Genomic DNA, 26,475 nt, shown 5'->3' on the forward strand with positions numbered 1-26,475 from the left:
TCGCCGCTTTTCAATAACCGTTAATGCGTTTATTTTTTTCTTAACCTAAAATATATGTGCGCATTTTCATTATGAAACTGCTTGAAAAGCTTTCAGGTCTGTCGTAAAATTTAAATTGAAGTATGAATTGAATGTTGCTGATTTATTACTTCCGCCGGTGCGCCTACACTGGCATTTTTTATTGCCGTTTTTTCGTGCGCCTGCGCTCCGCCCGACGCGCTTTTCCCTTTTGCTATTTTTTCTCTGAATGCGGTTAAAAAATGCTCTTTCGTTTTCGTCTGCCGTCTCTCCCGTCAAATTCAAATCCGGAATTTCCACTTTTTCTAAAAACAGCGCATAATTTGACATTGTTTCCGCCACGCGCTTGTTCTATAATGAAAAAAGCATTGAAGGTGCCCCGGCAACGGGGAGAATAGGGAATCGGGTGTGAATCCCGAGCGAACCCATCACTGTGATCAGTTGAGATCCGCTGCGAACCACTGCCGACAGCACATCGCCGGCGGGAAGGGGCGGACCTGGCGTGCATAGCGCCGGCTGTCAGTCAGGAGACCTGCCTTGAATGATGATGCATGGATGACGGTAAAGTCCATAGTCGAACCTTTTTTCGGCTATGGGCTTTTTTAATGTCACGAAAGCCCGGCACTGGCCGAAACGGCACCAGCACTTCACAAATCAAAGGAGAAGCAGATGACATTACTTGAAAAAGCACGCGCCGGCGAAATCACCGACGAAATGCGCTTTTGTGCGGCGCACGAAGGCGTCGATCCCGAAGTGATCCGCCAGGGCATGGTCGATGGCACCATCGTCATTCTTCACAGTTCCAGAGAAAACATCCGCCCCGTCGCCGTGGGCAAGGGGCTGTTCACCAAGGTCTCGGCCTCGGTGGGCCTGTATGAGGCCGGCGACACCGTCGACGGCGAAATGGCCAAGGTCGCCGCCGCCGTTAAAGCCCATACCGACACCATTATGGATCTGTCTGTCCGCGGTCCCATCGAAGCCATGCGCAAAAAAGTCCTCGCCGCCGTGGACTGCCCCGTCGGCACCCTGCCGATGTATGAAACCCTGGCCGAAGCCGCCGACAAACACGGCACCGCCATGGCCATGACCGAAGACGACATATTCGAAATGATCGAACGCCAGGCCAGCCAAGGCGTGGCCTTTCTCGCCATGCATCCGGCGACCACCCGCGACGTCATCCGCCGCGCCAAAGAGGAAGGCCGCATCGACCCGCTGGTGTCCTATGGGGGCTCCCACCTCATCGGCTGGATGATTCATCATCAGAAAGAAAACCCGATGTACACCTATTTCGACCGGATCATCGACATCTGTCACCGCTACGACGTCGTGCTCAGCTTCGCCGACGGGATGCGTCCGGGCTGTGTCGCCGATTCCCTCGACGCTGCCCAGGTGGAAGAGCTCGTGCTCATCGGCACCCTGGTCCGCCGCGCCCGTGAAGCCGGCGTCCAGGTGATGGTCAAAGGGCCGGGCCACGTGGCGATGGACGAGATCGCCTGCACGGTGCAGCTTGAAAAGAAACTCTGCCACGGCGCACCCTACTTTATCTTCGGCATGCTGCCCACGGATACCGCCGCCGGCTTTGACCATATCACTTCGGCCATCGGCGGGGCCGTCGCCGCCTGGCAGGGCGCCGATTTCCTGTGCTATGTCACCCCGGCGGAGCACATCGGCATGCCCTCCGCCGACGACGTTTACCAGGGCGTTATCGCTTCGCGCATTGCCGGCCACGCAGGCGACGTGGCCAAGGGACACCCCGCCGCACTCGAATGGGACAAAAAAATGTCCGAAGCCCGGGTCGCCATGGATTTCTCGAAGCAATTCAAGCTGGCCATGGATCCGGAAACCGCCGAACGCATGTGGCGGGAACGCTCCGACGATTTTGCCAGCGAATGCACCATGTGCGGCAAACTTTGCGCCGCCCGCATCGTCGAAAAAGTGATGAACGGCGAAGACGCCGTGACCGTCAAATCCCAGGAGGCATAAAATGAGCACACAAATGTTAGAAGCCCGCGCCGGGCGCATCACCGAAGAAATGGAACGGGTCGCTCTCCAGGAAGGCGTGACGCCGGAATATATCCGAGAACGGGTGGCCGACAGCCGCATTGTCATCCCGAAAAATACCCGCCGCAGCCGCAGCAAGATCTGCGGCATCGGCGAAGGCCTCGACATCAAGGTCAACTCGCTGATGGGCACCTCCTCCGACCGCAACGACAAAGCCATGGAAAAGCGCAAGCTCCAGCTGATCGAAGAGGCCGGCGCCGACGCCTTCATGGATCTGTCCACCGGCGACGACATCGACGGCATGCGCCGCCAGTCCATCGCAAGCTCCAACATCGCGGCCGGCTGCGTGCCGGTTTATCAAGCGGCCAACGAAGCCATCGAAAAACACGGCTCCATGGTGGCCATGACCGGCCGGGACCTGCTGGACGTGATCGAAAAGGAATGCGAAGACGGCATGGATTTCATGGCGGTTCACAGCGCCTACAACCGGCAGCTGTTCGACATTTTGCGAAAGACCGGCCGGCTGGCCAATATCGTCTCCCGCGGCGGCTCGATCCTGACCGCCTGGATGCACTACAACCAAAAAGACAATCCCCTCTACGCCGAATTCGACAAAGTGCTCGAAATCCTCAAATCCACCGATACCGTGCTCTCCATCGGCGACGCCATCCGTCCGGGCTGCAATTTCGATTCCCTCGACGCAGCCCAGATGGCTGGGCTGATGGTCGCCGGGGATCTCGCCAAGCGCGCCATCGAAGCCGGCGTGCAGGTGATGATCGAAGGGCCGGGCCACGTGCCGCTCAACCACATCGCCACCACGATGCAGATGCAAAAGCGCCTCTGCCACAACGTGCCCTATTACATCCTCGGTTTCCTGGCGACGGACGTCGCGCCGGGCTACGACAACATCACCGGGGCCATCGGCGGCGCCTTTGCCGGAATGCACGGCGCGGATTTCCTGTGCAACCTTACCCCGGCCGAACACCTCGGCCTGCCGACGGAAGAAGACGTGGTGATGGGCGTGCGCACGGCCCGCATCGCCGCCGACTGTGCCAACGTGCTGCGCCGGGGCGGCCGCGCCTGGAACCGTTCGCTGGCCATGGCCAAAGCCAGAGTGAATAACGACGTTCAGGCGCAGATCGACAACGCCTTGATGCCGGAAGTCCTCCGCGAGCGCCTGGCCCGCGAGCCGAAACACGATCACTGCGCGGCCTGCTCGGACGGGCTGTGTCCGGCCGATGTGGCCTACGATTATTTCTTCGGCGATAACGCCTGACCATCCATTGCCGAACAGGCGGCGGCAAGGCCTTCTGCCTGTCCACGTTTTATCAAGCATAAAGCATAAAGGAGCAAAATCATGTCAAAATTATCCCTGAACGCCGTTCTCGCCGGCATCGAACCTTCCGACAAAAGCTGGGAAGCCCAAGCGAAACAACACGTGGAAGCACTGGCCGTACCGCCCTGGAGCCTCGGCCGCCTGTCCGAAATCGGCGTGCGGCTTTGCGGCATGCAGCGCACCCTCTCGCCGGACGTCTCGAAGAAGCTGGTCATCACCTGCGGCGCGGACGAAGGCGTCGCCGACGAGGGCGTCTCGGCCTTTCCCCAACAGGTCACCCAGGAAATGCTCGCCAATATCGCTGCCGGCGGCGCGTCCATCAACGTTCTCGCAGGTGCGGCCGGCGCTGATGTGCGTCTGGTCGATCTGGGCGTGAAGGGTGACTTCCCGGATCTCATCGAAAAGGGTGTGCTGGTCGACCATAAAATCGCCTACGGCTCGAGCAACATGCGCCGCGGCCCGGCCATGACCCGCGAGCAGGCCGTCGCCTCCCTGGAAGCCGGCATCAACGAAGCCAGTCAGGCCATCGCCACAGAAGGGGTGAGGCTTTTGGCCACCGGCGATCTGGGCATCGGCAACACCACCCCTTCCGCCGCCATTCTCGCCGTGATCGGCGGCTTTCCCGTCGCCGATGTCACCGGCCGGGGCACCGGTCTGGACGATCCCGGCCTGCAAAACAAAATCCGAGTGATCGAAGACGCCATTGCCCTCAACCGCCCCGACGCCACCGACGGCCTGGACGTATTGGCCAAGGTCGGCGGTTTGGATATCGGCGGCATCGCAGGGACCATCCTCGGTGCGGCCTATCACCGCACGCCGGTGCTGGTCGACGGCTTTATCTCCACCGCCGGTGCTCTCATTGCCAAAGCCCTGTGTCCCGCGGCGGCCGACTACATGATCGCCGCCCACAAATCCCAGGAGCCGGGCCACACGCTGATGTGGCAAACCCTGGGCATCCGGCCGCTGCTCGATCTCGACATGCGTCTGGGCGAAGGCACCGGGGCCGCGGTCGCCATGCACCTCGTGGAATGCGCCGCCCGCTCGATGACCGATATCCTCACCTTTGAGGAAGCGGCCGTGACCGAAAAGCACTGACGCCATGATGCATTACGATCCCCACGAAGACGCAGGCCAATACCTCGAAGACCTGGCGACCGCTTATTGGGCGTCCGAATCCCTGTTCGCCGCTTTGGGAGCAGGGCTTTTCACCTTTTTAGCCGACGCCGAATCCGCCGATGCCGGGGATATCGCCGCCCATTTCGGCTGGAAGCCGGACGCGGCCGAGCGTTTTCTTTGGCTTTTGCGGGAACTGGGCCTGGTCGATCATTACGACGGGCAGTGGTTTAACACCGTGCTCAGCCGCGACCACCTCATTGCCGGCGCACCGGCCGATCAGCGTGCCAACATCCACTGGCGCGAAGCCCTCAAAGCTGAATGGGCCACCCTGCCCGCCGTGCTCGCTGCCGGCACCCGCACCCATTTCCCCGAACCTGCCGTGAGCGACGCCGTCATGGATGTTCGCCGCCGGGACTATCTGCAGGCAATGGACGCCGTGATCGCCGGCAAGCTTCCGGAAATTCTGCCCATGGCGCTGCCCGCCCTGCCGAAAAACACCCGCATCCTCGACGTGGGCGCCGGCAGCGGGGCCTTCGGCTGCGCTTTTCTCAAGGCGCTGCCCGAGGCCCGTGCCGAGCTCATGGATATTCGGCAGATGCTGCCCATCACGGCCGCGATCAATGCCGGGCGCCCGAAAGCCCTTGCCCGCCGCGTGACCCTGCGGGAACAAAATATTCTGGATCGCCCCTGGGATGTCGGCCGCTACGATCTGATCATCCTCTCCAATATCGTTCACGCCACCGGCCGAGCCGAATCGGCAGCCGTCCTCGCAGAGGCGGCCCGCCACCTCACCCCCGGCGGGCTCCTCCTCGTTCACGACTTTTTCACCGAGCACCGCCCCCTCAAAAGCCGGCTCTCCGACATCAATATGATGGTCAACACCTATAACGGCCGGGCCTACAGCGCCGCCTGGGTCAAAGAACAGTGTGAAGCCGCAAGGCTTGCGGCCACTGCCCCCGTCCCGCTGTCCACCGATACGGCCGTGGTTTTCGCGGCGACAGATCCAAAAGTCCTTGCGCGGCTTGCCGTCGACCGTGCCGCCCAGCTCATCGCCCCCGTCAAAAGCTGCGGCTTTCTGGACGCAATCCCCTTCGATCCAAAGGATGTGGTCTTCGCCGATTTCGCCCGACACAAATGCGCTTTTGGCTGCAGTTCTGCCGGGGCAAAGACCTGCGCGGTCAACGACGCCATGAGCACCGCCGAGACGATGCGCCTGGTGCGTTCCTACCAAAAAGCGCTGCTGCTGCGCGGCGAGCCGCCCACCGGCGATTTTCAGCGCAGATGTCTTCAGGCCGAGGCCCTGGCTTTCAAGGCCGGCTTTTATAAAGCCTTTGTCTTCTGGGCCGGCCCCTGCAGCATCTGCCCCGACTGCGACCCCGACGCGCCCTGCGCCAACCCAAAACACCACCGCCCTTCGATGGAGGGCAGCGGCATCGATGTGTACGCCACGACGGCCAAGGCCGGCGAGGCCCTGCACACCCTCCGACAAAAGGGCGAGGTCGTCAAGTATTACGCTTTGCTTTTACTCGAATAATCCAAAAGAATTGGAAAAAAACCATGACCAACCTGACCCCCCGCAAAAAAATCCTGCTGATTCAGGCCATCTCGATGGAAGGGATGGATATTGAACGGGTGTATCCCATCGGCATCACCACCCTCGGCACCATCATCCGCCGCAGCGGCCGCTACGCTGTGCGCATCTTCGACATGAACATGGCGTTAAGTCCCTACGCCGAGCTTAGGCGCCTGATCGCCGAGTGGCAGCCCGACGTCCTCGGCATCTCCCTGCGCAACCTCGATCCGTTGGGCAACCGCACCACCTCCCTGATCGTCCCTTTTGCGCTGACCCTGCACTTTTTGCGGCAGTTCGCGCCCGACCTGCCGCTGATGGCCGGCGGCACCGCCTTCACCCTCTTCCCCGAGCGGCTGATGCGCGACTTTCCCGCCATCACCTGCGGCATCGTTGGCGAGGCGGAACACAACGCCGTCGCCGTGGTCGACGCCCTGGCGGAAGGCGCCGCCCCGCCGGATATCCCCGGCGTTATCCGCCGCACGGAAGCCGGGCTGCATCTCAACCCGCCCGCCAATGACTTCGACATGGGCGATTATCAAATGATCGACCGTGACCTCAACGATCCGATCCCCTATCTTGCGGTGAATAAATATGTGGAGAGCATCGGCGTCGAAACCAAGCGCGGCTGCTGCTACCGCTGCGGCTACTGCGCCTATCCCAAGCTTTCCGGCCGCTGCGTGCGCCTGCGGGATCCAAAGGACGTTGTCGACGAGATCATCATGTTAAAAAAGCGCTACGGCGTCACCCGCATCCATTTCACGGATTCCATCGTCAATTTCCCAACAAGCCATCTCGACGCCATCTGCGAAGAGCTGCTCCGTCGGAATGCGGGCATCCATTGGTCCGGCTTCTTCCGGGAGGACCTTTTCACCCCGGAGAACGCCCGACTTTATGCCGCCTCGGGCTGCGAATCCTTTTCCCTCTCGCCGGACGGCCTGTGCCAGCAGCATCTGGATCTGTTGGACAAGCACATCCGCGTCGAGCAGATTCTCACGACGGCGGAAATTCTCTCGCGGGTCGGCATCACTACCGTCTATCACTACCTGGTAAATCTGCCGGGGGAATCGCCCCGGACCATCCGCGAATCCAAGCAGATGATCGACGCGATTTACGACATCCACCGCGGCACCAAAAGTCTGGGGACCATCGTGCTCAATCTGGTGCGCATCATGCCGGATACCAAAATCGAACGCCTGGCCCTGGCCGGCGGAGAAATCACCCCGGATACCGATCTGCTCTACCCGGTGTATCACGATCCGGCGGCCTACCGCACCCTGCGCTACGAGCTCGAAATCTATCATCAGCAGAAAAACATCGCCATGTGGCACGGCTTTGCCCCGTAATCACGACCGTCAAGGAAGGAATCATGATGAAAATTTTATTACTCGAACATCCCCGCGTGCCCTCGAAGGAGCGCCGCAACGACATCGCCAACACCACCCTGGCCTCCTGCCTGAACTCCGGCTACATGGCGGCCGCTCTGCTCGCGCACGGCCACCAGGTGGAATTGGTCGAGGGTTATATGGAAAACCTGAGCTTCAAGGCCATTGAGGCCAAAATCGCCGCCTTTCGCCCGCAGCTGCTCGCCGTTCATCTGGTCTATAACTGGGAGGACAAACGCCGGCTTTTTGATTTCCTGACGCGGCTTAAGGCGCAATACGCCATCACCCATTTGAGCGCCTACGGCTATTACCCCACCTTTGCCTACGCGGAGGTGCTCACCCGCTGCCCGGCCATCGATTCGGCGATGCTCGGCGAAAACGAAATAACCGTCGTCGCCCTGGCCGAGCATCTGAACGACTGGCGCCCGCTGACCGGCCTCGCCTTCCGCGAAACCGACGGAAGCTTCGCCGCTTCCTTCGGCGAGCCGGTGCAGGATCTGGACGCCCTGCCCTTCCCCATTCGCAAAGCCACGGCTTATCCCGGCGGCGAGGTAAACATCTTCGGCAGCCGCGGGTGCTACAACAACTGCACCTTTTGCTATATCAATCCCTTTTACGGCGAAACGGCCGGCTGCCCGCGCTGGCGCGGCCGCTCTCCGGAAAACATCGCCGCCGAGATCGATATGATCATCGCCCAGACCGATCACCGCTATTTTTATTTTACCGATCCCAATTTCTTCGGCCCGGGGAAAGCCGGCCGGGACCGGGTGCTGCGCCTGGCGGCCCTTCTGGCCGAACGCCCCATCACCTTCGGCATTGAGGCCCGCGTCAACGATATTGACGATGCCGTGATCGCCGCTTTGGTGGATGCCGGCCTCACGGATATCCTCGTCGGGCTCGAGAGCGGCCGCCAGGCGGCCCTCGACCGGCTGAACAAACACACCACCGTCTCCCAGAACGAAGCCGCTCTGGCCGTTTTGCGCCGCCACGGCATCGAACCCAATGTCGGCTTTATCATGTTCGAGCCCGACTCCAGCTTCGACGATCTGCGGGAAAATTTTGCCTTCCTCAAACGCAACCGCCTGCTTGACCGGCTGGAAGTCGCCGTCAACGTGCTTTATCACCACCAGATCATCCTCGCCGGCAGCGCGGCCTATGCCGAGCTCGCCGCCCAAGGCCGGCTTAAAATCTCCGATCATTCGGTCTACGAAGCTGAAACGGAATACCTCAATCCGCAGGTCAGCCATTTCGCCGCCTTTATGCGAAACCTCACGGGTCACATCTTCGACCAGATGATGGACACCTGGCAGGCTTCCGCCCAAGGCGATCCCGCCGTACGCCGCCGCTACACCGAGATGAACCGAATTCTGGTGGCAAGCTTCGATGCCGTCTTGAACGATCCCGCGCTGCTGACGCCGGCCGACGCCCTGCTGGTCCGCCAGACGGCAGCCATCGACGCGGTCATGGCTTGAGCGATGCGGCCGGGACCGGACACGTTTTTGAAACATCTTGCGATTTTTTTATCTGCCGAAAGTCTTTTCAACGCCGGTAAAATTGACGGAACCGCCAAAATTCAATATAATAAAGAAGATTGAGCGATTGATCTGCTCATGCATTTCGCCATTTGAAGGAGGCTTTCATTTGAATAAATCCACCACGCCCGCCCAAAAGCGCCGGCGGCTCGGTCTGCTGCCCCGCCTGCTTATCGGCATTGTCGCTGGGATACTCATCGGCGGTGTCGGCGGCCTTTTCGGCATCGCCAAAACCGCGCCTTATATCAGTTTTATCCGCTTTATCGCAACGCTGACCGCCCTGTTTTCGACCTTCCTCAATTTTATCATCCCATTGCTCATCCTGGCCTTTGTGGCCGTCGGCCTCGCAGAACTGGGTAAAAAAGCCAACAAACTTTTCGGCATCACCCTTGCCCTGGCCTACCTGTCGACGATCGCCGCCGGTTTTATCTCGTTTATCCTCGGCAAGGCGCTGCTTCCGTCCCTCATCGCCCACATCACCGGCGGCGTGGTGAAAGGCACGGAATTTAAAGTGCTCTTTGCCGTCACGGTGGATCCGGTTTTTCCGATTATGACAGCCCTGATTTTCGCTTTTGTGCTCGGGCTAGCCATGGCCAACACCAACACCCCCACGATGATGAACCTGATGCAGGATTTTAAGGCCATCATCATCAAGGTACTCGAAGGCGTGATTATCCCGCTGATCCCCTATTACATCGCCGGCACCTTTGCCAAGATTGCCGCTTCCGGCGAATTGGTGCCCACCATCATCATGTTTGCAAAGCTTTATGCCATGATCCTCGCGCTGCAATGGGCCTATATCCTCGTGCAGTTCACCGCGGCGAGCCTCTACAACAAGGAAAACCGCTGGCGCGATCTGAAAAACATCATGCCGGCCTATTTCACCGCGCTGGGCACCCAATCCTCGGCGGCGACCATTCCCGTCAACCTCGAGAGCGCCAGGAACAACGGCATCGGCGGCGATGTGCGCAACTTTGTGATCCCGCTGTGCGCCACCATTCACCTGGCCGGCGACACCATTTGCCTGGTGCTCGGCTCCATGGGCATCCTCATCGCCACCGGCACCGCGCCCACCCTTGCGATGTATGCCCCGTTCATTTTCATGCTGGGCATCACGATGGTCGCCGCTCCCGGCGTCCCCGGCGGCGGCGTTATGGCGGCCCTCGGCATCATCAAATCCATGCTCGGCTTCACTTCCGGCATGGGGGAGCTCATCATCGCACTGCACCTGTCGCAGGATAGTTTCGGCACCGCCTGCAACATCACCGGCGATCAGGCCATCGCAGCGATCGTCAACCGCATCGATCAGCGTGACCGTCAAAAAACCCCTCGCCTTTCCGAGACGCCCGATGCCTGATCCGCACACAAAAACCGGCGCCCATTCGTTTTGAATGAGCGCCGGTTTTTGATTGCCTGCATTTTTGTTTAGAATTTTCGGCCGCGCCAGTAATTCTGCGATTGCTTTCGGCCGCCCCGCCGTCTGGCTGTCGCGATGAGGGCGATGATCACCGCCGCCAAAATCACCGCCAATGCGACGGCGCCATAGGTGAGCCAGCCGATGCGCGAGGGATTCCCCAGATAGCGCCGCACATTTGTCCCGGAATCCGCAATTTTCCCTTTGCGCACCTGATTGTAGGCCGCGGGCACCACCGGCTTGCCGGAAGCGTCCGGCGCCTGCGCCTTCAGATAAATCACAAGGCACTGCCAGTCTTTTACTTCCCGACCTTCCCGATCCGTCAGGACGGCATCCCGCAGCGACCGAATTTCCTTGCCCGTCTTGGTTTCAAAGGAAACGCTCACCAAACTTTTTGATTTGGCGGCCAGTCGGCTCAGCCGTTTGGCCAGCGTCCAGTTCATCGTCACGGCATAGCGCTTATGACCGCCCGCCGCCTGCCATCGGCCCGACGCGGTCTGCACCTGCACCCGCGTCACCTGATTCATCGGGGTGCGATTGCGGTCATAAGTATAACGCAAGCCGGAGAAGAAAAGCTGATGAGCCCCGCCGTTTTTCCCCTGGGTCAAGTCGAGTTCGCAGAGGTTGCGCAAATCTTCTCCGGTGAGATAGGCCACAATCATCGACGCGCCGACGCTGTGATCGCTGCCTTCTCCCGGCGCCGTGACCTGATACAGATCCGCCGCGGTGAGATCCCCCGCCGAAAGACTGCCGCGGGTCCCGCCGGCCTCCGCAATACCGATAACGTTCCGCCTTTTACCATTCTGCGCCTGATGGCGATAGGCATCCGTCAGCAGATTTTCGATATCTGCATCGCCGAATTGCCGCTTCATCCTGGCGACCGACGTGAAGCTTTTATTGCTCCGGGCGATCGCCGTGTCAAAATTCAACTGATGCGCGTCGAGCACCCGCTTTTGAACGGTCTTTTGATAATCGGCAATTTGCCCAGCCACTGTCTCGTCCGCTTTGATTTTTTCGGTCACCGGCACCAGCCCGTAAGCCTTGACGGCGCCGCTTTTTGCATTCAGATCCAGCACGCCGAGTTTTTCACCCCGGGTGCCCGCCGCAACGATGGCCGTGTTGTTTGCCGTCAGCGGATCCGCCAGCAATCGGCCTGTTCCGCCGAGCAAAATAGCATTGATGCCGTCGACCTTGTCGGCCAGCATTTCGGCTTCAGCTGTCGTGCTGCCGCCCTGAAACAGGCAGATAATGCAATCCACATTCTGTTTTTTCAAAGCAGCCACACAGCTTTTCGCGGTTTTAACCGGATCGGCAAAGCTCAGATCGCCGCTGTCGGCAATCTGGGCCGCGGCATTTTTGCCCATCAGCCCAAAGACGCCCACCTTTATTTTACCGGCATGGATCACTTTGGTCCTCTGCCCCACCGAAGCGTAGGCCTTTTTCAGCGCGCGGCTGCTCTTGCTTTTGCCAAAGGTTAAATTGGAAACCAGCACCGTCGGCGCGTGCGCAGTCGTGAGCCCTGGCGCCGTCCAGGCCTTTGCCAATGCCGAAACGCCCTGCGCCAATTCGTCGCCGCCCAGCGTTGTCGCGTCATAGCCCATCGTGCCCATCAGCTTAAGACCCGGATTATCCGTCGCGCCAATCGTGGCAAATAACGACCCCTGGGAATAATTCCCCGTGTCCAGCACGACGGCGCTGTCTGTTTTATTGGCCGCGATCAGGCTGGCCAGCCGGCTGTAGCCTCCAACACCGCCTCTGGCCTTGGCCGTTGACGTCAGCTGCGCCTGCAGATCCGTGGTAAAAATCACCCGCAGCGTTGCGGTCTCGGTTTTTGCCGCCGCCCAAACCGGCGCACCGCTGCCCCAACAAAGCATCAACGCCACCAAAATGCCAAGCCACCGTTTGATTCTTCGATCTTTCCCCATTGCACACCTCTCGTCCGCGGCTCGCTACCGCCGCTGTTCATGTCAAATATTATAGCAAAATCCGAACAATAAAAAAAGATCCCGCAACGTTCTATCCTCCCGGGCAGCTGCCCGCCAAGTACTTTCAACGCTAAAGAGCTTAACTGCTGTGTTCGGGATGGGAACAGGTGTGACCTCTTTGCCGTTGTCACGGAATCTGATATTTATATTAGCAAATAATTATTGCAAATGCAAGTTTTTTTAATCGTGAAAAAAATTTTTGCTTCATCGGCGCCAGCAATCGGAAGGAACGTCTCCAATATACCGATACCTGTCAAGCCTTGCGTTCCGGCGATATTCCAATGGCGTCACACCATAAGTATCCTTAAAGCGTTTGCCAAACTTTGCCTGACTCACATAGCCCACCGCAGTTGAAATCTCTGAAACTTTCTGGCTGGTTGTCACAAGCAGTCTCGCCGCCTGCTTCATGCGCTGGTTATGCTGATACGCTGCATAGCCGCACCCATAGACATGCCTGAAATACGTTTTGAGACTTGTCTCGCTCACTTTAAACCGCTGGGCGAGCTCCCGGGCCGTGTGGCGCTTGCTCAGATCCGCCATGATAATCTTTTGCGTGCCCTTCGCAATGGTCACCTGGGACTGCGTATAAACGGTTTTCTTTATCTTTATCAGATGTTTCTGGTGTTTTGCCAACATCATCAGCCATTCCGCTGCCTTCACTGCCACAATGTGACGGTCTTCATGGCGATCCATATAGGTCCGCAGGTCCCGCATCATCTTGACCATCGGCGAATCCACCTGGTAAGCGCAGGGCGGATTCCCATCCTTCACTTCGTCATAAAGCATCGTCGGGGCGCGAAAGTCTTCGCCCAGCAATCGAAAATCCGTGTCCCAATCCGCATCCATCTGAATCATCAGCCCCAGCCCTTCGTATTCCGAATACGGATAGTAAAAATCCGTTTTGACCGGACCAATATCGATGGATAACTCACCGTCGGAAAGATAGGTATAGCTGCCGTCCGTCAAGGGCACTTCGCAGCGGCCGCGAAAGCAATAGTTAATGATCAGTGCCCGGTCCCATGCCAAACTTGCGGCGATTTGAGGGATCTGCTCACTGCGGATATCAATATTCATGAGGTAAAAACCATCGGCCAGAAGATACGTCTGGATCCAGCCGTCCCGATCTTCGTCTCCCGGAATCGGAATCGTCACCGCCTTGCTTTTTGCATGCTGGCACGCGCCTGTTGTCTTTAATAAAGTTTGTTCATCACGAATATCAATTCTTTGATCACTCATTGCTTTTCTTTCTATCATCCGACACTACTATTCCCAATATTTTAAATGGTTTTTATTCTGCCGATGATCCGCCCGGCCGTTTATATCCGTTTGGTTTTTCATGCTTCTTGGCTTCGCGGGCCGCCACGTTAAAAGCCGCTGGTCTCTCGACGCAACAGCTTTAGTTCTCCGATTTCTCATCCATCTATTCAATTGTCGGCTGTTCTTCTTTGGTCAATCGCTTTTTGACGGCGCCAATCAACCGCCATAAGCGCCGCGGCCGCCGCCATCAGCAGGGTGCCCACCCACAGCGACGTGCGGGCAGCGTCCCCCGTTTTAACCCGGTGGGATTTCGGCGGACGGTGAGGTTTCGGCGGATTGACCGGCGGCGCCGTCTTGGGCACCACATCCGGTTTGGGAAGGCTCACCACCTGATATTGCCAGCTGTTGCCGCTATCTGTTTGAACCACTGCCGGCGCCATGATCAAATACGGCGCCAGCATTTCATAACCTCGGGCCGCGCCCTCGGCTCCCGTTTGCATCACCAAATAGATGCCCGGATCAAGGCCGGTAAACCGCGCCTGACCACCGGCATCCGTGGATGCCGCTGCCCGGGGGCTTTGCTTTTTCGCCAGTACCGCCAGTTTGGCCGCCGCCCTGTTCGAGGCTGCCGCGGTCATCCCTTCAAATTGAATGCCTGCCGAGGCATAAGCCGGTGTCGCCGTATAAACCGCGCCGCCCCCGCGTACCTGCAGACTTGCCACCTGATAAATCGCCATCTGCGCGCCGGCGATGGGCACGCTGCGGCTCCCGTCGACATAGCAAAACTTCACGGTGACGCTGCTCTTTTCGCCGGAAAGCGCCGGCACGCGGTTATCGGCCGCCGAGACGGGCGCTATCAGAAGCAGTGCACCCAGCACAAGGCTCACGATGGCTGCCGTTGCCATTTTAATAGAGATTGTCTTTTCGCGCATGCTTCTACTCCTTTGTTTCCCTTTTGTTTAGCGCCTGGCGATCGGCCATGCGCCGCTTCATGATGGTTGAAATCACCGCTGCACTCACCAACCCCACCAACAGCAATTTCCATGCCAGGCTGCGATCGATGAACGGGCCCTTTTCTGCCGCTTTGGTTTTAGGCACATAGGGCACGCGATGCCCCCGCACGAGCAGCCGCTCGGTGTTCACGCCATAGGGTGTGCATGTGAGCAGCGTTACCAGATCCCGCCCCGGTTCAATGGCCAGGGCATCCAGCGCATTCGGCTTCACCACGGAAATTTTGTCCACCCGGTAGGCCAGGGTCTGCCCCATGATCACCAGATAAAAATGATTGCCTTTTTTGATTTGATCCAAATCCGTAAACAATTTGGCGCTGGGCAACCCCCGATGGGCCGCGAGCACCGCATGGGTACCGCTGCTGCCGACCGGCAGGCTGGTGCCCTGCACATGGCCGACACCCTTTTCGAGCACGGCCGCCGAGGTGCCATGATAAATGGCCAGCCGCAGCCGAATCTTCGGAATCTCCAGCGAGCCCATGATGCCGTTGCGGGACGGATCGAGCACGGCGTTGTATCTTTCGTCCTTTGCCATCGACGATTTTTTTTGGGAAAAAACGTCCGTGACGGTATTCGTCGAATGATCCGCATTGTACTGCCAGGCTGCTTCCCAGATGTTCTTTCTTTGCTCTGAAGTCAACTGTTCTGCCTTTTCCTGATATTGATGAATGTTCTGCGTGTTAAATTGGCGATTCCACAAATCGCTGATTGTCGGATAAAACAACACGCCAATACCAACCACCGCCAGCAATAATGCAACAGCATTAATGCCGCGTCCCCTTCCGCCGCCCTTCGTTTTATTACTTGTCATCTATTATTATCATTTCCCTTTTTGCTTGACCTCATATGGAATTCGCAATTTTTTATTTTGATTCTTCTCCGGTATCTCTTTTCTGTCATTTATTCTGTATCTTTCGGTACAATTTAAACAAGAACCATGCGCCAATCATTCCCGCTGCGGCACTGAGCGCTTCCAGAATCCCGTGGCCGAATCCGAATTTTCTATTTCGATTCTCCCGATGTTCGAGCTTCGGCGAATAGGCCACCCGATGTCCCCGGACCAACAGCCGATGGGTGTTAACCCCGTAAGGCGTGCAGGTTACCAGTGTCGCATAATCCTTCCCTTTAACGGGCGCCAGAGATTTCACTTCCTCGGGCTTCACGGTCACGATACGGTCGACTTTGTAGGCCAGCACGCGGTCGAGGATATGCAGAAAGAAGTGATCTCCCTTTTTCAGAATATTCAAATCCGTGAACATCTTCGCAGAAGGCAGACCTCTGTGCGCGGATATCACGGCGTGCGTCCCTTTGCCGCCGACCGGCAGTGAGGAGCCCAGCAAATGCCCCGCGCCTTTCAGCATCACGGCCTTCGTCGTGTAATGATAAACCGGCAGTTTAACATGGATAGACGGAATGCTGATGTATCCCATAATGCCGTCGCGGTTGATGTTCAGTAATTTTTCATAGTAGGGATCCCGAATGCCGTCACGAATCGAAAAGGCATCCGGCACCGAGGGCTCATTCAAAGTGCCGTTATAGGCCTTGGCCTGTTCCCAGGCACGATCCAGATCCTTATGGTCCATCTTTTGAACACCGTGATTATAGGCCCCGATGGTCTGCTCGCTGATATAGGCATTCCAGCGGTTGCTGACGGTGGGATACAACAATATGGACAACCCTATCAAAAAAAGCAACAGCACCAGAAGATTGCTAAAATTGATTTGTCGCTTCTTCATAGGTCTCTCCATAATATTGTACCGGTGGCCGATCTTTCGGTCGGCCACCAAATTCTATTTGCCGTTTTAAAGTTCAATTTTAATTATTCAGACTGATGGTTTTTTCTTTTTTTCGAAAAGTACAAGCCTGCAGCGATCGCGATGATGGCGACACCAATAGCTGTGAAGATATAGGTCCCCATGGCCCCGGTGTTCGGCAGTGTGCCGATGGTCTTATTTTCGATCAATGTCGTCTTGTTTTCAGTCCCTTTGTCAATGGTCGTAACGGTCGTCCCCGTATAAGTGGCTGTGTATTCCGATGCATTCCCGTTAATGGTCACCTTGTAGGATTTCAGCAAGCCGGTTGCCGCATCGATATCCGCCGTGATTTCAGCCGGAATTTCCGTTTCATTCAGCGCGTAGCCGTCGGGAGCCTTTGTTTCAACAATCACATACTTGCCGGCATCCAAACCTTTAAAGCCGATCAGCCGCCCGGTGCTGTCTGATGTGGCGGTCATCAGGGCATTGCCTGTTTTATGGCCGTCAGCGCCTTGTTTGTAGATGGCAAATTGAGCGCCTGCCAGCGCATTGGCATCCCCGTATTTGGTTTCCGAGGTGATTTCGCTGGTGCTGATGACCGTCTTGTTGCCCTTGTCGTCAACCTTGATCACTTCCTGCGTGCGTTTTTCGTTCCAGGGTTCTTTTCCGCTTAACTTCCCGTTGATTTCAAAGGTATAGTGATGGGTAATGACTTCGTCAGAATCCTTTGTCGTGCTCGGAGAGTTGGAATAGGTCACTTTTGCCGTATTGTCGTTGGGATCGAAATTCACCACCGCATTATTGCCCAATTTGGCGTTATAAGTGATTGTGATCGCCTGATTGCCGTGGGCAGAAATATAATCCGCTTTAAAGTCAACAGTAAAACTGGTCCCGTTATTGGTTAACGTGTAGTCCGTATCTTTGGTCAACGTATCGCTGCCCGCCTTAACCACAACATCGTCAATGCCTTCCAGACCCTCTTTGACCGTATCGGATACGGTGAATTTCGGATTGGTATAGTTTCCTGCATAAGAAGGAATGGTCGTCCCGATTTCAAACTTCACGGTGTCGCCGATAGCGGCCGTATCGCCCTTGTCTTCCTTGCTGCTGTCGACGATCTTTTTGGTGATGGACGGTTCGGATTTCTTTGCATAGGCGTTTGCATCCCCGTAAAGATGCTCATCCTTGCCGGCTGTGACGGTGCCGTCGTGGCTATCGCCCTTCACGTTGACGCTGACCAGCATCGGATTGTAAACCGCAACCGGACTGCCGCTGCCGACGCCCTTCACCAATACCAGGTATTCCCCTGCATCCACACCGGATTTGGAATAGTCCGAACCGGAAGCGGTCAAATCGATCGGCGTGCCAAGATCGCCTGCATTGGCCGCAGCAACCAGGTCTTTAATTTCCGCTGCCGTCGGCTTGAAGGTTGTCTTATCGGCAATGGAGCCAGCCTTTACTTCTGAATATTTGACAAATTCCCCATTGCTGTATTCCGCTTTGACAATTTTATACGCCTGGACGGTCACGCCGGATTCCACGCCTTTAACGGTGATGGTGCCGGTAACTTCCGCCGCGAACGCCGGAACGGCCATCGCCAGCATCATGACCAGCGCGATCAAGATGGCACTGGTGTTCCTTTTGATATTCTGCATACTTGTTCTCCTTTTCGTTTGTTTTTCAGGTTCTGTCTTTTATATCTCATTCCTCTTTTTGTTCCCGTCTGTCCATCACGTCCCTTCTGTATTTATATTCTCTGAATGATTAAGTCATCGCTGACGCCCCGGCTGCCGCTTCTTTTTACTGTAAAGCATCAGCGCGCCGATGGTCATCATCATACTACCAAGCAGCGTCAGCACGTGGGTGCCGATGCCGCCGGCGTTCGGCAGTTCATAAATGGGGTTATTCCGCACGAAAACTTCGCCGTTGCTGGCATTCATCACAATATTGGCGTTGTCGGACGCGGGAATCACATGACCGTTGTCGTCGATCGTGATCATCATGGGTTTTTCAATCAGATAATAATCCTTCGGCGCCTTGGTCTCTTTCAGATAATAGACACCCGGCTTCAGGCCAAATACCTTCACATTTCCCTGTTGATCCGACGAAAAAGTGGTTACCTTGTCCCCCTGCATCTCTTTTGTGAGATACACTCCGACAATATCCTGACATGCTTCGTCTTTATAGAGCGAGAATTCTGCCCCCGCCAAATACTTATTGTCATCGGTGCTGTCCACCTTTGTAAATCCAAGCGGGAAATAATCCTTCACATTTTTAATGGTTACATTGCCGCTGGTGCCATCATTGCCTTCATAGGTCGTGGTGAAACCGGACGGACCGTCCACTTCCTTCACGTAATAGAAATAATAATAGGTTTTGCCATTATTTCCCGTCTCCTGCACCGGCAGATCACCAAATGTGTGTGACCAGCCGTTGGCTGTCAGTGTGGCTTCCCCGTTCGGATATGCCTTCAGATTCTCAGTATCCTGAATATCCGACATTTTTTTCGGCGGTGTCGGTTTGGTTGTAATGGTCGTCGTCCCCCCCGACGAAGATCCGGCGGTGGAGATCTCAATATAATCCATGCTGGCTTTCAGTGACGGCGTTCCCGAGACCCATTGCAACCAGCCGATCATATCCGTTTCAACGGTCGTCGCATTGCTGACATTGGAAAGCGTATAGGTCGCCTGCACGCGCATATTTTTCCATTGTCCCCCATCATAGTACCGATTGGTTATATCCGTATCCACCGGATTTGTCGCAGAAAGCGTCTGCCCGCCTGCTTTTACCTGATGGACACCAAATCCGGTTGATCGGCTCCAGACAGTAAAGGTAATGCTGCCGCCCTTTGGCACCTGATAAGTAAAATCGCCCAAGTCACCGCCCGTTAGGCCTAAGCTGGTGCTGTTGCCGCCGTTGCTTCCGACCGCGCCATGATATCTGGTCGTAAAGGTCACCGGCACCGTTTCCGTCGACGGCGGATTGGGGACCGTCGTCGTTTTCTCGGCCATTTTGTATTGGTAAAGCTGAACTTTTACCCTATCTGGCGGATTCTCCAAGGGCGATCCGTCGGCCTGCTGCCATTTCTTTTCCACCTTTACCTTGGTTTTCATCTCGTTTTTAATGGTTAGCGTGGTGCCCGATTGGCCGGTGCTTTCTGAATAGCTCACCACATAACCGTTTGGCACGGAAATTTCTTCCACTTCATAGGTATAACTATCCGTTCCGCTTTTGGCGATCAGCCCTTCAAAGGTTTTGCGCCAATTGCCTGCATTCAAGGTGAAAATCGTGTTGCCCTGGGCATCCCGATACGGCTCTTTGTGTTCGGTATCGCCGTTTTTAATCCGGTACAGCCGGAACCGGATGTTCGCCGGTCGATTGCTCTCGCTGTCGCCTTCCCACTTCTTCTCAACGGTAATGTTTTTCTTTTCTTCCCGGATCTTGTTCTTGAAATTCAGCACGTTGTCGCCGGTGCTGGCACTCACGCCGGCGCTGCTGGCCTCCAAATTACTGTGCCCGTCGGAAAGGGCGAGCGACTGCGTATCGCTGCCGCTGATGTCCACGCCGGAAAAATGACTGCCGTCCAGTCCCAGCTCGACGATTTTATATTTCCAGTTGGACTTCATATCCAGCAGTTTGGCGTTCTGGGTGGGCTTCAATTTGAATTTGCCGTCGGTCACATGCGTGGTAACCCCGTAAATTTCAACGTTGCCTTCGTAAGGCACATAGTTGCCGTTGCCCTTATCCACCAGCGCCTGGAACTGGAAGTCCTTGTTCAGATAATCCGCGCTTTGTTCACCCTCCACCGATTTGTTCACCGTCACGGTTTTGGTGATGGGAATATTCAGGGTGAGGGCCAGATTGGAATACTGACCGCCCCGTTCCAGGTAGAACATGTCGAATTGGTGGTTGGTGTCGTTGCGCCAGGTGATACCCTGTTCGGCAAAAATTTCCCGCAGGGTCGTCGTCTTCACATTGCCGGGATTGTTCTGCGGCCAGGTCTTCACCTCGCCGGTCGCAAAGTTGATGGTCCCGTGCACCGGCTCGTGGATGCCGCCGATATCCAGCACCAGCACCCCGTCGATATAAAGCCACATATCGTCATCGCCGCTGTACTCAAAGACCATGTCCTTTCCGTTAGGCAGCTTGCCGTTATGAGGCAGCGAAAAGTTCGCCTTCATCGTCATCCCGAAATGGTGGTTGTAGTATTGGTGATTGATAGGATTTCCATTCTGATTCGGCGTGTTATTATCAATGTACGTTTGGCTGTCGTTATAATCGGTAAACGGGAAAAATCCAATTTTATAGCTGCTGTTGTTCGATGTGCTGTATGTCCCGTTATAGACCTTAAAATTGCCGCCGCCACCTTGACTGGAATTGTAGTACGCATAATTTTTATTGCTGTCGTATTGATAGGTCCCCTGGTCGTCCCGGGTCATCAGATGATTGACATTGGCATAGGTATTCTTGGCATTAGGAATATTTTGGGTGTCAAACAGATATTTAAGACTCTCGCTCCCGCCGGCAAGCACCGGGTAACCGTCGTTTCCCAGCGTTTTCTTCACAATCCCTGTTCTGGCGGGATTATTCGCCCCGGTAAAGTTGTTAATGCCCGAGCCTTCCACGCCATAGGAAGTGAATTTTAAAGAATGATTTTGATTAATGCCCACATTAAAGGGATTCGGCGGGATATTGGCCCCATCGTCTAAAGTTTTTCCCTGATAATCTCTTCCCCAATAATCGAAGAGATTCATCGTGATGCCGTCTGCCTGGCTGTCGGCGGTGGTAATCTCTCCCGGGGCCGCCTCCACCCATAAGCTCTTGCTTCCCAGCAAAATGCAGAGCACCAGCGCGCAGACAAAGCCGGCCAGGGCCCAGCTTTTTTTATTCTTAATTGTGACAAGGTTCAATTTCATCCCATGTCTCCTTCGACAAACGTTCTGAATTTCCGATAACTTTTTTTCTAAACTTCATGGGTAAATTAACAGATCCTGAAAAGAATAGCAACCCTTACTCAAAAAACTTAATGAAGTTCCCTGAATCATATAACCCGAAATGAGGTTTTTTATCCATTTAGCGGTTGAAACTTGATGAAAGCAATCTTCCGATCGCCATCAACTGTCATGGTTCGTGCCCAAACTGTCATAATTTTCATCACTTTGACCTTTTTCTCTCCCATTTCTTCGACATTTCATTCAATGATGACCGTTTCTGATTGTATCGTTTTCAATCCTTGCCTTTAATCGCCGCTTTTTATTCCAGATAGCTTTTTCACCGCGCCCGTCTAAAATTAAAGTTTTTATTAAGATAAACTTGTCCGTCACGCGCCTTTGCCGTGACGATCCCCGCCGAAGGCGATTTTTGCCAATAAAAAATCCCCGTCATGCAACAGGGACCGATATTTGACTGGCTGCTATTCTGTTTTGGTTGCACGCAAAAATAATTTTTCCAGCTCCTGCCGGGGATCGGCGTCTTCCGCCACAATGGCCTGTATCGCCCGGGTGATAGGCAGCTCCACGCCCACTTGCGCCGACAGATCGAGCAGGGCCTTTGTCGTGTAAACCCCTTCCGCCAGCTTGTCAAAGGCTCTGCCCAAAATAAAATCCTCGCCGAAGCGTCGGTTATGGCTGTGTGCCGAAAACAGCGTCGCCTCGTAATCCCCCAGGTGGCTCAGTCCGTACACCGTCTGGGCATCGCCTCCCAGGGCTGCGATCAACACTGAAAGCTCGTGAGTCCCCCGCGCCATCAACGACCCCTTCAGACTCGACAAATGCAGGCCGTCCAGCATCCCCGCCGCGATCCCCATGACATTTTTGGCCGCCGCACCGACTTCAATTCCCAGAAGGTCCCGGCCGTAATAAAACCGAATGAGCGGGCCATCCAGCGCCGCCACCAGCTGACGCGTCAACGTCCCGTCTTCCGATGCCATCAGCATGCAGTTGGGCATCCCCTGCACAAAATCCTGCACGTGTCCCGGCCCAACCCAGACCGCCACACGGACCCGCGGCCCCAGCACCTCGCGCATGACTGTGGTCAGACGTTTGCCGCTGCCGATTTCCAGCCCCTTCATGCACAAAACAAAAGGCATCGCCAGCGAAACGCCGGTGCGCTTCAAATCCCCCGCGAAGGCGCGCAGCTGCTGCGCGCTGATGGCGATGATGCACAGGTCGCATCCCGACAGGGCCGTTGTCAGATCATCTGTCAACGTTACCGAAGGGGGCAGATCCAGATAATCGTTGTGCCGGGTGGCCCGCAATGCTTCAAGCCGCGCCGATCCCGGCCGCCCCCAGAGCAACGTCTCGTGTCCAAGGCGATCCGCATACCAGGCATGAAAGCTCCCCCATCGTCCACATCCTAAAACACTGATCTTCATTATTTAACACACTCCTCTCTCGTGTCTTCTCACTTGCTCCCATTATAACCGCGAATACCTGATCACATCACGCCGCGGCCATTTTTTCTGCCCGCGATTCAGATATTGGCCGGTCGTTCTTCACAGGTGACCACGCACGAAAAAACACCCGCCTTCCATCCGGAAAGCAGGTGTTTTTAGAAGACCGAATGGTCTTATTTGGTATAGTCGTAGAAACCGTGGCCTGTCTTAACGCCAAGCGCACCGGCGCGCACCATCTTGCGCAGTAACGGAGCCGGCGCGTATTTATCGGAGCCGGTTTCAGCCTGGAGCACCTCCATAACGGCCAACACAATGTCGAGGCCAACCAAATCGCCCAGAGCCAGCGGCCCCATCGGATGGTTTGCGCCAAGTTTCATCGCAGTGTCGATATCTTCCGCAGAAGCGGTTCCCGCCGCGTAGATTTCAATTCCTTCATTGATCATCGGCACCAGAATGCGGTTGACGACAAAGCCGGCCGCTTCCTGAACCTGAACCGGCACCTTGCCGATTTCTTCCGAAATCTTTTTGATTTTTTCGACGGTTTCGTCGGTCGTATTGTAACCGGCGATCACTTCGATCAGCTTCATAACCGGAGCCGGATTGAAGAAGTGCATGCCAATCACGTCGCGTTCGACGCCCTGACCGATTTCCGTGATGGAAAGCGAAGAGGTGTTGGATGCGAAAACACATTCCGGTTTGCAGATCTTATCCAGATTCTGGAACATTTCGTGTTTCAGATCCATCTTTTCGAGAATGGCTTCGACAATGAGGTCGCAGTCACCAACCAGATCCTTTTCAACCAGACCTGTGACGATCTTGCCCATGATTTCATCTTTTTTTGCCTGTTCCATGCGGCCTTTGGCGACGCTTCTGCTCAGGTTTTTGTCAATTTTGGCTTTTCCGCCATCGGCAAATTCCTGTTTGATATCGCAAAGAACAACTTCGTAACCATCTGTCTGGGCAAATGCCTGGGCAATGCCAGCTCCCATGGTGCCTGCACCAATAACGCCAACTTTCATTAACTTACCTCCAAATTCAAAATACCAAAGGCGAGGAAATCATTGTGATTTCCCCGCATTTTATCGTCGTGACGGATTACTTATTCTGGAACGGTTCGTGCTTTCTCTTTTCGAGGAATGCGGTCATGCCTTCCTTCTGGTCGGCTGTTTCAAAGCATTCGGAGAAACGATCGCATTCGATGCCGATCGCCTGATCCATATCCACTTCGATGCCTTCGTTCATAGCCGCTTTGGACATGCGGACGGCGATCGGAGCGTTCTTGGCGATTTTGCCAGCCAGTTTTTCAGCGGCGGGCATCAGTTCTTCCTGCGGATAAACCGCATTGACCAGTCCCCACTTCAAAGCGTCTTGCGCCTTGATATTGTTGCAGGCATAGATCATTTCCTTGGCCATGCCCACCGGGATGCGGCGCATTAAGCGCTGTGTGCCGCCAAAACCCGGCGTGATGCCGAGGCCGGTTTCCGGCTGCCCGAAAACGGCATTGTCCGCTGCCAGGCGAATATCGCAGGCCATCGAAAGTTCACAGCCGCCGCCCAGCGCAAAACCGTTGATCGCCGCGATCACCGGGATCGGCAGGGTTTCGATCTTCCGGAATAATTTGTTGCCGTGTTCGGCAAAGGCTCTGCCTTCGGCCTTATTATCGTCGGCCATTTCGGCAATGTCCGCCCCGGCGACAAAGGATTTGCTGCCAGCGCCGGTAATAATCAGGCAGCGGATGGCATCATAGTCGACCGCGTCCACCACGGCTTCCAGATCGTCCAGCACCTGAGAATTCAACGCGTTTAAAGCTTTTTCACGATCGATGGTGATAATCCCGATCAGATCCTTCGCTTCGTATTTAACAAAACTCATGATTCGCTTCTTTCCTGGTTAAAATGTGATTACTGTAGGTTTTCCCAAACAGAGGCAACGCCCATGCCGCCGCCGACACAGAGGGAAGCCAAGCCCTTCTTAGAGCTTCTCTTCGCCATTTCATACATCAGGGAGACAACGATTCTCGCGCCGGTGCAGCCTACCGGGTGACCCAGAGCAATCCCGGAACCATTGACGTTGCATTTATCCATCGGGACATTCAGATCGCGGATGCAGGCCAACGCCTGAGCGGAGAACGCTTCGTTCAGTTCGATCAGATCCATATCGTCCATGGAAAGACCGGTGCGTTCCCAAAGTTTGCGAACGGCATAGATCGGGCCTAAGCCCATGACTTCCGGTTCGCAGCCGGCAGATGTCCCGCCGATCCATTTCATCAGCGGTTTCACACCGAGTTCTTCCGCTTTTTCTGCAGACATGATGACCAAAGCCGCAGCCCCGTCGTTGATCCCGGAAGCGTTAGCCGCGGTGATCACACCGTCTTTTTTGAAAGCCGGACGCAAGCCGCTGATGCCTTCCAAAGTCACGCCGCGGCGCGGATGTTCGTCGGTATCGAAGACCACTTCTTTTCTCTTCTGTTTGATGGTAACCGGGACAATTTCATCTTTAAATCTGCCGGCGTCGATGGCGGCCACAGCTCTTTCCTGAGACATCACGGCGATTTCATCACATTCCTGACGGGTCAGGTTATATCTTTCAGCAATGTTTTCAGCTGTCATACCCATGTGATAGTGGTTGAAAGTGTCTTCCAAACCATCGCAAATCATGGTATCCAGGAATTCACCAGGTCCCATTCTGTAACCATAACGGCCATTCGGAACCACATAGGGCGCTCTGGTCATGTTTTCCATCCCGCCGACAACCAGGACATCGGCATCGCCGGCCATAATCATATCAGCAGCGAGATTGACGCACTTCATCCCGGAACCGCAAAGGTTATTCAGGGTCAAAGCCGGTTTTTCGACCGGAATGCCGGCGTAAACCGCTGCCTGACGCCCAACAGACTGCCCTTGGGCCGCCTGAAGAACACACCCCATCAGCACTTCATCGACATCTTCCGGCTTGATACCCGCGCGTTTGATCGCTTCTTTGATGACCGTCGATCCCAATTCGACAACCGGTGTGTTCTTTAAAGAACCGCCCATGGAACCAATCGCTGTACGGCAACCGCTAACAACAACAACTTCTTTAGCCATAAAATTTCCCTCCATCACTATTTTTGTGAATGCTAAAACCAATTAACAGGGCTGTGTTGATAACCTGTTAAATATATAACAATCATATCACATTTTTCTTTCTTGTCAAGAAGATAACAATATTATCCCCCTATCTGAATGGTCCTTTAAGGATTTTTTCAAAATTGGTCGGACCAACTTCACGCACACATTCCTCCTTTCGCCATTTCGATATGCTTTGCATCATAATTTGAAATAATTCAACAATATTGTGATAGTTTACATAATATCGTACTTTTATTTTATCATGTTTTCGCTGATTGTCTATCCGATTTTTGTTTTTTAAAACACTCAAGGCCATTCCCTTATACTCCTCCGCCGCCTTTTACTGCACGCATTGCCTTGAAACATAACATTATTAAAATAATTTTAAATTTTAATAGTTTTTTACTCTAAAACGCGATATAATTTAGCTGTTTGATTTGATCAATTGCATATTGAATCACGATGCAAGCTCTACTGCCATCGCTGATGAAAATCATTTTTTATATTGCTTTCATTTTTCGTTTGCCAAAGGCATAATAATTTATGAAAGGGTTAAAATTGCCACCAATAATTGCTGCTTGTGAAAATTTTTC

General features: G+C 55.2%; 19 protein-coding genes, 1 rRNA gene and 1 riboswitch. Of the genes, 7 read left to right on the forward strand and 13 right to left on the reverse strand.

Annotated elements, in window-relative coordinates; genetic code table 11:
- Positions 1–69: 69 nt before the first annotated feature.
- Complete coding sequence (locus HMPREF0721_RS07500; protein WP_006599071.1) at positions 70–348, reverse strand: hypothetical protein; 279 nt, start codon at positions 346–348, stop codon at positions 70–72.
- A gap of 25 nt (positions 349–373) precedes the next feature.
- Positions 374–572, forward strand: a riboswitch (cobalamin riboswitch).
- A gap of 115 nt (positions 573–687) precedes the next feature.
- Here HMPREF0721_RS07500 and thiC point away from each other — a divergent pair.
- The 7 genes from thiC to HMPREF0721_RS07535 all read left to right on the forward strand — a co-directional run bounded on the left by thiC (position 688) and on the right by HMPREF0721_RS07535 (position 10,315).
- Positions 688–2,001 (forward strand): phosphomethylpyrimidine synthase ThiC, encoded by a 1,314-nt coding sequence (thiC, locus tag HMPREF0721_RS07505; RefSeq protein ID WP_006599072.1) that lies wholly within the window; start codon positions 688–690, stop codon positions 1,999–2,001.
- A 1-nt stretch (position 2,002) separates the two neighbouring features.
- A complete protein-coding gene (bzaB, locus tag HMPREF0721_RS07510) occupies positions 2,003–3,295 on the forward strand; it encodes a B12 lower ligand biosynthesis ThiC-like protein BzaB (protein WP_006599073.1) in 1,293 nt (430 codons plus the stop codon).
- A gap of 81 nt (positions 3,296–3,376) precedes the next feature.
- Positions 3,377–4,450: a nicotinate-nucleotide--dimethylbenzimidazole phosphoribosyltransferase gene (cobT, locus tag HMPREF0721_RS07515; protein ID WP_006599074.1), complete on the forward strand. Its 1,074-nt coding sequence runs from the start codon at positions 3,377–3,379 to the stop codon at positions 4,448–4,450.
- A gap of 4 nt (positions 4,451–4,454) precedes the next feature.
- Positions 4,455–6,005, forward strand: coding sequence for a DUF2284 domain-containing protein (locus HMPREF0721_RS07520; RefSeq protein WP_006599075.1), 1,551 nt, complete (start codon positions 4,455–4,457; stop codon positions 6,003–6,005).
- Positions 6,006–6,028: 23 nt separating this feature from the next.
- Complete coding sequence (gene bzaD, locus HMPREF0721_RS07525) at positions 6,029–7,387, forward strand: B12 lower ligand biosynthesis radical SAM protein BzaD (protein ID WP_006599076.1); 1,359 nt, start codon at positions 6,029–6,031, stop codon at positions 7,385–7,387.
- A gap of 23 nt (positions 7,388–7,410) precedes the next feature.
- A complete protein-coding gene (locus HMPREF0721_RS07530; protein WP_006599077.1) occupies positions 7,411–8,898 on the forward strand; it encodes a B12-binding domain-containing radical SAM protein in 1,488 nt (495 codons plus the stop codon).
- Between the two features lie 169 nt (positions 8,899–9,067).
- Positions 9,068–10,315, forward strand: a complete 1,248-nt coding sequence (locus tag HMPREF0721_RS07535) for a dicarboxylate/amino acid:cation symporter (protein ID WP_040639983.1) — start codon at positions 9,068–9,070, stop codon at positions 10,313–10,315.
- A gap of 68 nt (positions 10,316–10,383) precedes the next feature.
- On the opposite strand, the gene HMPREF0721_RS07540 is transcribed toward HMPREF0721_RS07535, so the two are convergent.
- From HMPREF0721_RS07540 to HMPREF0721_RS07595, 12 genes are all read right to left on the reverse strand, one after another.
- Complete coding sequence (locus HMPREF0721_RS07540) at positions 10,384–12,297, reverse strand: bifunctional metallophosphatase/5'-nucleotidase (RefSeq protein WP_006599079.1); 1,914 nt, start codon at positions 12,295–12,297, stop codon at positions 10,384–10,386.
- Between the two features lie 78 nt (positions 12,298–12,375).
- Positions 12,376–12,492: ribosomal RNA gene (gene rrf, locus HMPREF0721_RS07545) — 5S ribosomal RNA — on the reverse strand.
- Positions 12,493–12,561: 69 nt separating this feature from the next.
- Positions 12,562–13,593: a helix-turn-helix domain-containing protein gene (locus tag HMPREF0721_RS07550; RefSeq protein WP_040639984.1), complete on the reverse strand. Its 1,032-nt coding sequence runs from the start codon at positions 13,591–13,593 to the stop codon at positions 12,562–12,564.
- 188 nt (positions 13,594–13,781) lie between these two features.
- Positions 13,782–14,546: a hypothetical protein gene (locus HMPREF0721_RS07555; RefSeq protein WP_006599081.1), complete on the reverse strand. Its 765-nt coding sequence runs from the start codon at positions 14,544–14,546 to the stop codon at positions 13,782–13,784.
- Between the two features lie 4 nt (positions 14,547–14,550).
- The gene (locus tag HMPREF0721_RS07560; protein WP_006599082.1) at positions 14,551–15,435 is read right to left on the reverse strand and encodes a class C sortase; all 885 of its coding nucleotides are present in this window, start codon (positions 15,433–15,435) and stop codon (positions 14,551–14,553) included.
- Between the two features lie 85 nt (positions 15,436–15,520).
- Positions 15,521–16,360: a class C sortase gene (locus HMPREF0721_RS07565; protein WP_040639985.1), complete on the reverse strand. Its 840-nt coding sequence runs from the start codon at positions 16,358–16,360 to the stop codon at positions 15,521–15,523.
- Between the two features lie 83 nt (positions 16,361–16,443).
- Positions 16,444–18,033, reverse strand: a complete 1,590-nt coding sequence (locus HMPREF0721_RS07570) for an isopeptide-forming domain-containing fimbrial protein (protein ID WP_006599084.1) — start codon at positions 18,031–18,033, stop codon at positions 16,444–16,446.
- Positions 18,034–18,147: 114 nt separating this feature from the next.
- Complete coding sequence (locus tag HMPREF0721_RS07575) at positions 18,148–21,294, reverse strand: SpaA isopeptide-forming pilin-related protein (protein WP_006599085.1); 3,147 nt, start codon at positions 21,292–21,294, stop codon at positions 18,148–18,150.
- Between the two features lie 497 nt (positions 21,295–21,791).
- The gene (locus HMPREF0721_RS07580; RefSeq protein ID WP_006599086.1) at positions 21,792–22,751 is read right to left on the reverse strand and encodes an NAD(P)H-dependent glycerol-3-phosphate dehydrogenase; all 960 of its coding nucleotides are present in this window, start codon (positions 22,749–22,751) and stop codon (positions 21,792–21,794) included.
- 194 nt (positions 22,752–22,945) lie between these two features.
- Positions 22,946–23,791 (reverse strand): 3-hydroxyacyl-CoA dehydrogenase family protein, encoded by an 846-nt coding sequence (locus HMPREF0721_RS07585; protein WP_006599087.1) that lies wholly within the window; start codon positions 23,789–23,791, stop codon positions 22,946–22,948.
- 76 nt (positions 23,792–23,867) lie between these two features.
- The gene (locus HMPREF0721_RS07590) at positions 23,868–24,644 is read right to left on the reverse strand and encodes an enoyl-CoA hydratase-related protein (protein WP_006599088.1); all 777 of its coding nucleotides are present in this window, start codon (positions 24,642–24,644) and stop codon (positions 23,868–23,870) included.
- Between the two features lie 29 nt (positions 24,645–24,673).
- Positions 24,674–25,858 (reverse strand): acetyl-CoA C-acetyltransferase, encoded by a 1,185-nt coding sequence (locus tag HMPREF0721_RS07595; RefSeq protein ID WP_040639986.1) that lies wholly within the window; start codon positions 25,856–25,858, stop codon positions 24,674–24,676.
- Between the last annotated feature and the right edge of the window lie 617 nt (positions 25,859–26,475).

The organism is Pseudoramibacter alactolyticus ATCC 23263 (assembly GCF_000185505.1).
GTDB classification, from domain to species: Bacteria; Bacillota; Clostridia; order Eubacteriales; family Eubacteriaceae; genus Pseudoramibacter; species Pseudoramibacter alactolyticus.

What these genes read in the sequence shown, in the direction of transcription:
- HMPREF0721_RS07500 (WP_006599071.1), bottom strand. Translation starts at nt 348, where the DNA reads ATGTCAAATTATGCGCTGTTTTTAGAAAAAGTGGAAATTCCGGATTTG.
- thiC (WP_006599072.1), top strand. Translation starts at nt 688, where the DNA reads ATGACATTACTTGAAAAAGCACGCGCCGGCGAAATCACCGACGAAATG.
- bzaB (WP_006599073.1), top strand. Translation starts at nt 2,003, where the DNA reads ATGAGCACACAAATGTTAGAAGCCCGCGCCGGGCGCATCACCGAAGAA.
- cobT (WP_006599074.1), top strand. Translation starts at nt 3,377, where the DNA reads ATGTCAAAATTATCCCTGAACGCCGTTCTCGCCGGCATCGAACCTTCC.
- HMPREF0721_RS07520 (WP_006599075.1), top strand. Translation starts at nt 4,455, where the DNA reads ATGATGCATTACGATCCCCACGAAGACGCAGGCCAATACCTCGAAGAC.
- bzaD (WP_006599076.1), top strand. Translation starts at nt 6,029, where the DNA reads ATGACCAACCTGACCCCCCGCAAAAAAATCCTGCTGATTCAGGCCATC.
- HMPREF0721_RS07530 (WP_006599077.1), top strand. Translation starts at nt 7,411, where the DNA reads ATGATGAAAATTTTATTACTCGAACATCCCCGCGTGCCCTCGAAGGAG.
- HMPREF0721_RS07540 (WP_006599079.1), bottom strand. Translation starts at nt 12,297, where the DNA reads ATGGGGAAAGATCGAAGAATCAAACGGTGGCTTGGCATTTTGGTGGCG.
- HMPREF0721_RS07550 (WP_040639984.1), bottom strand. Translation starts at nt 13,593, where the DNA reads ATGAGTGATCAAAGAATTGATATTCGTGATGAACAAACTTTATTAAAG.
- HMPREF0721_RS07555 (WP_006599081.1), bottom strand. Translation starts at nt 14,546, where the DNA reads ATGCGCGAAAAGACAATCTCTATTAAAATGGCAACGGCAGCCATCGTG.
- HMPREF0721_RS07560 (WP_006599082.1), bottom strand. Translation starts at nt 15,435, where the DNA reads ATGACAAGTAATAAAACGAAGGGCGGCGGAAGGGGACGCGGCATTAAT.
- HMPREF0721_RS07565 (WP_040639985.1), bottom strand. Translation starts at nt 16,360, where the DNA reads ATGAAGAAGCGACAAATCAATTTTAGCAATCTTCTGGTGCTGTTGCTT.
- HMPREF0721_RS07570 (WP_006599084.1), bottom strand. Translation starts at nt 18,033, where the DNA reads ATGCAGAATATCAAAAGGAACACCAGTGCCATCTTGATCGCGCTGGTC.
- HMPREF0721_RS07575 (WP_006599085.1), bottom strand. Translation starts at nt 21,294, where the DNA reads ATGAAATTGAACCTTGTCACAATTAAGAATAAAAAAAGCTGGGCCCTG.
- HMPREF0721_RS07580 (WP_006599086.1), bottom strand. Translation starts at nt 22,751, where the DNA reads ATGAAGATCAGTGTTTTAGGATGTGGACGATGGGGGAGCTTTCATGCC.
- HMPREF0721_RS07585 (WP_006599087.1), bottom strand. Translation starts at nt 23,791, where the DNA reads ATGAAAGTTGGCGTTATTGGTGCAGGCACCATGGGAGCTGGCATTGCC.
- HMPREF0721_RS07590 (WP_006599088.1), bottom strand. Translation starts at nt 24,644, where the DNA reads ATGAGTTTTGTTAAATACGAAGCGAAGGATCTGATCGGGATTATCACC.
- HMPREF0721_RS07595 (WP_040639986.1), bottom strand. Translation starts at nt 25,858, where the DNA reads ATGGCTAAAGAAGTTGTTGTTGTTAGCGGTTGCCGTACAGCGATTGGT.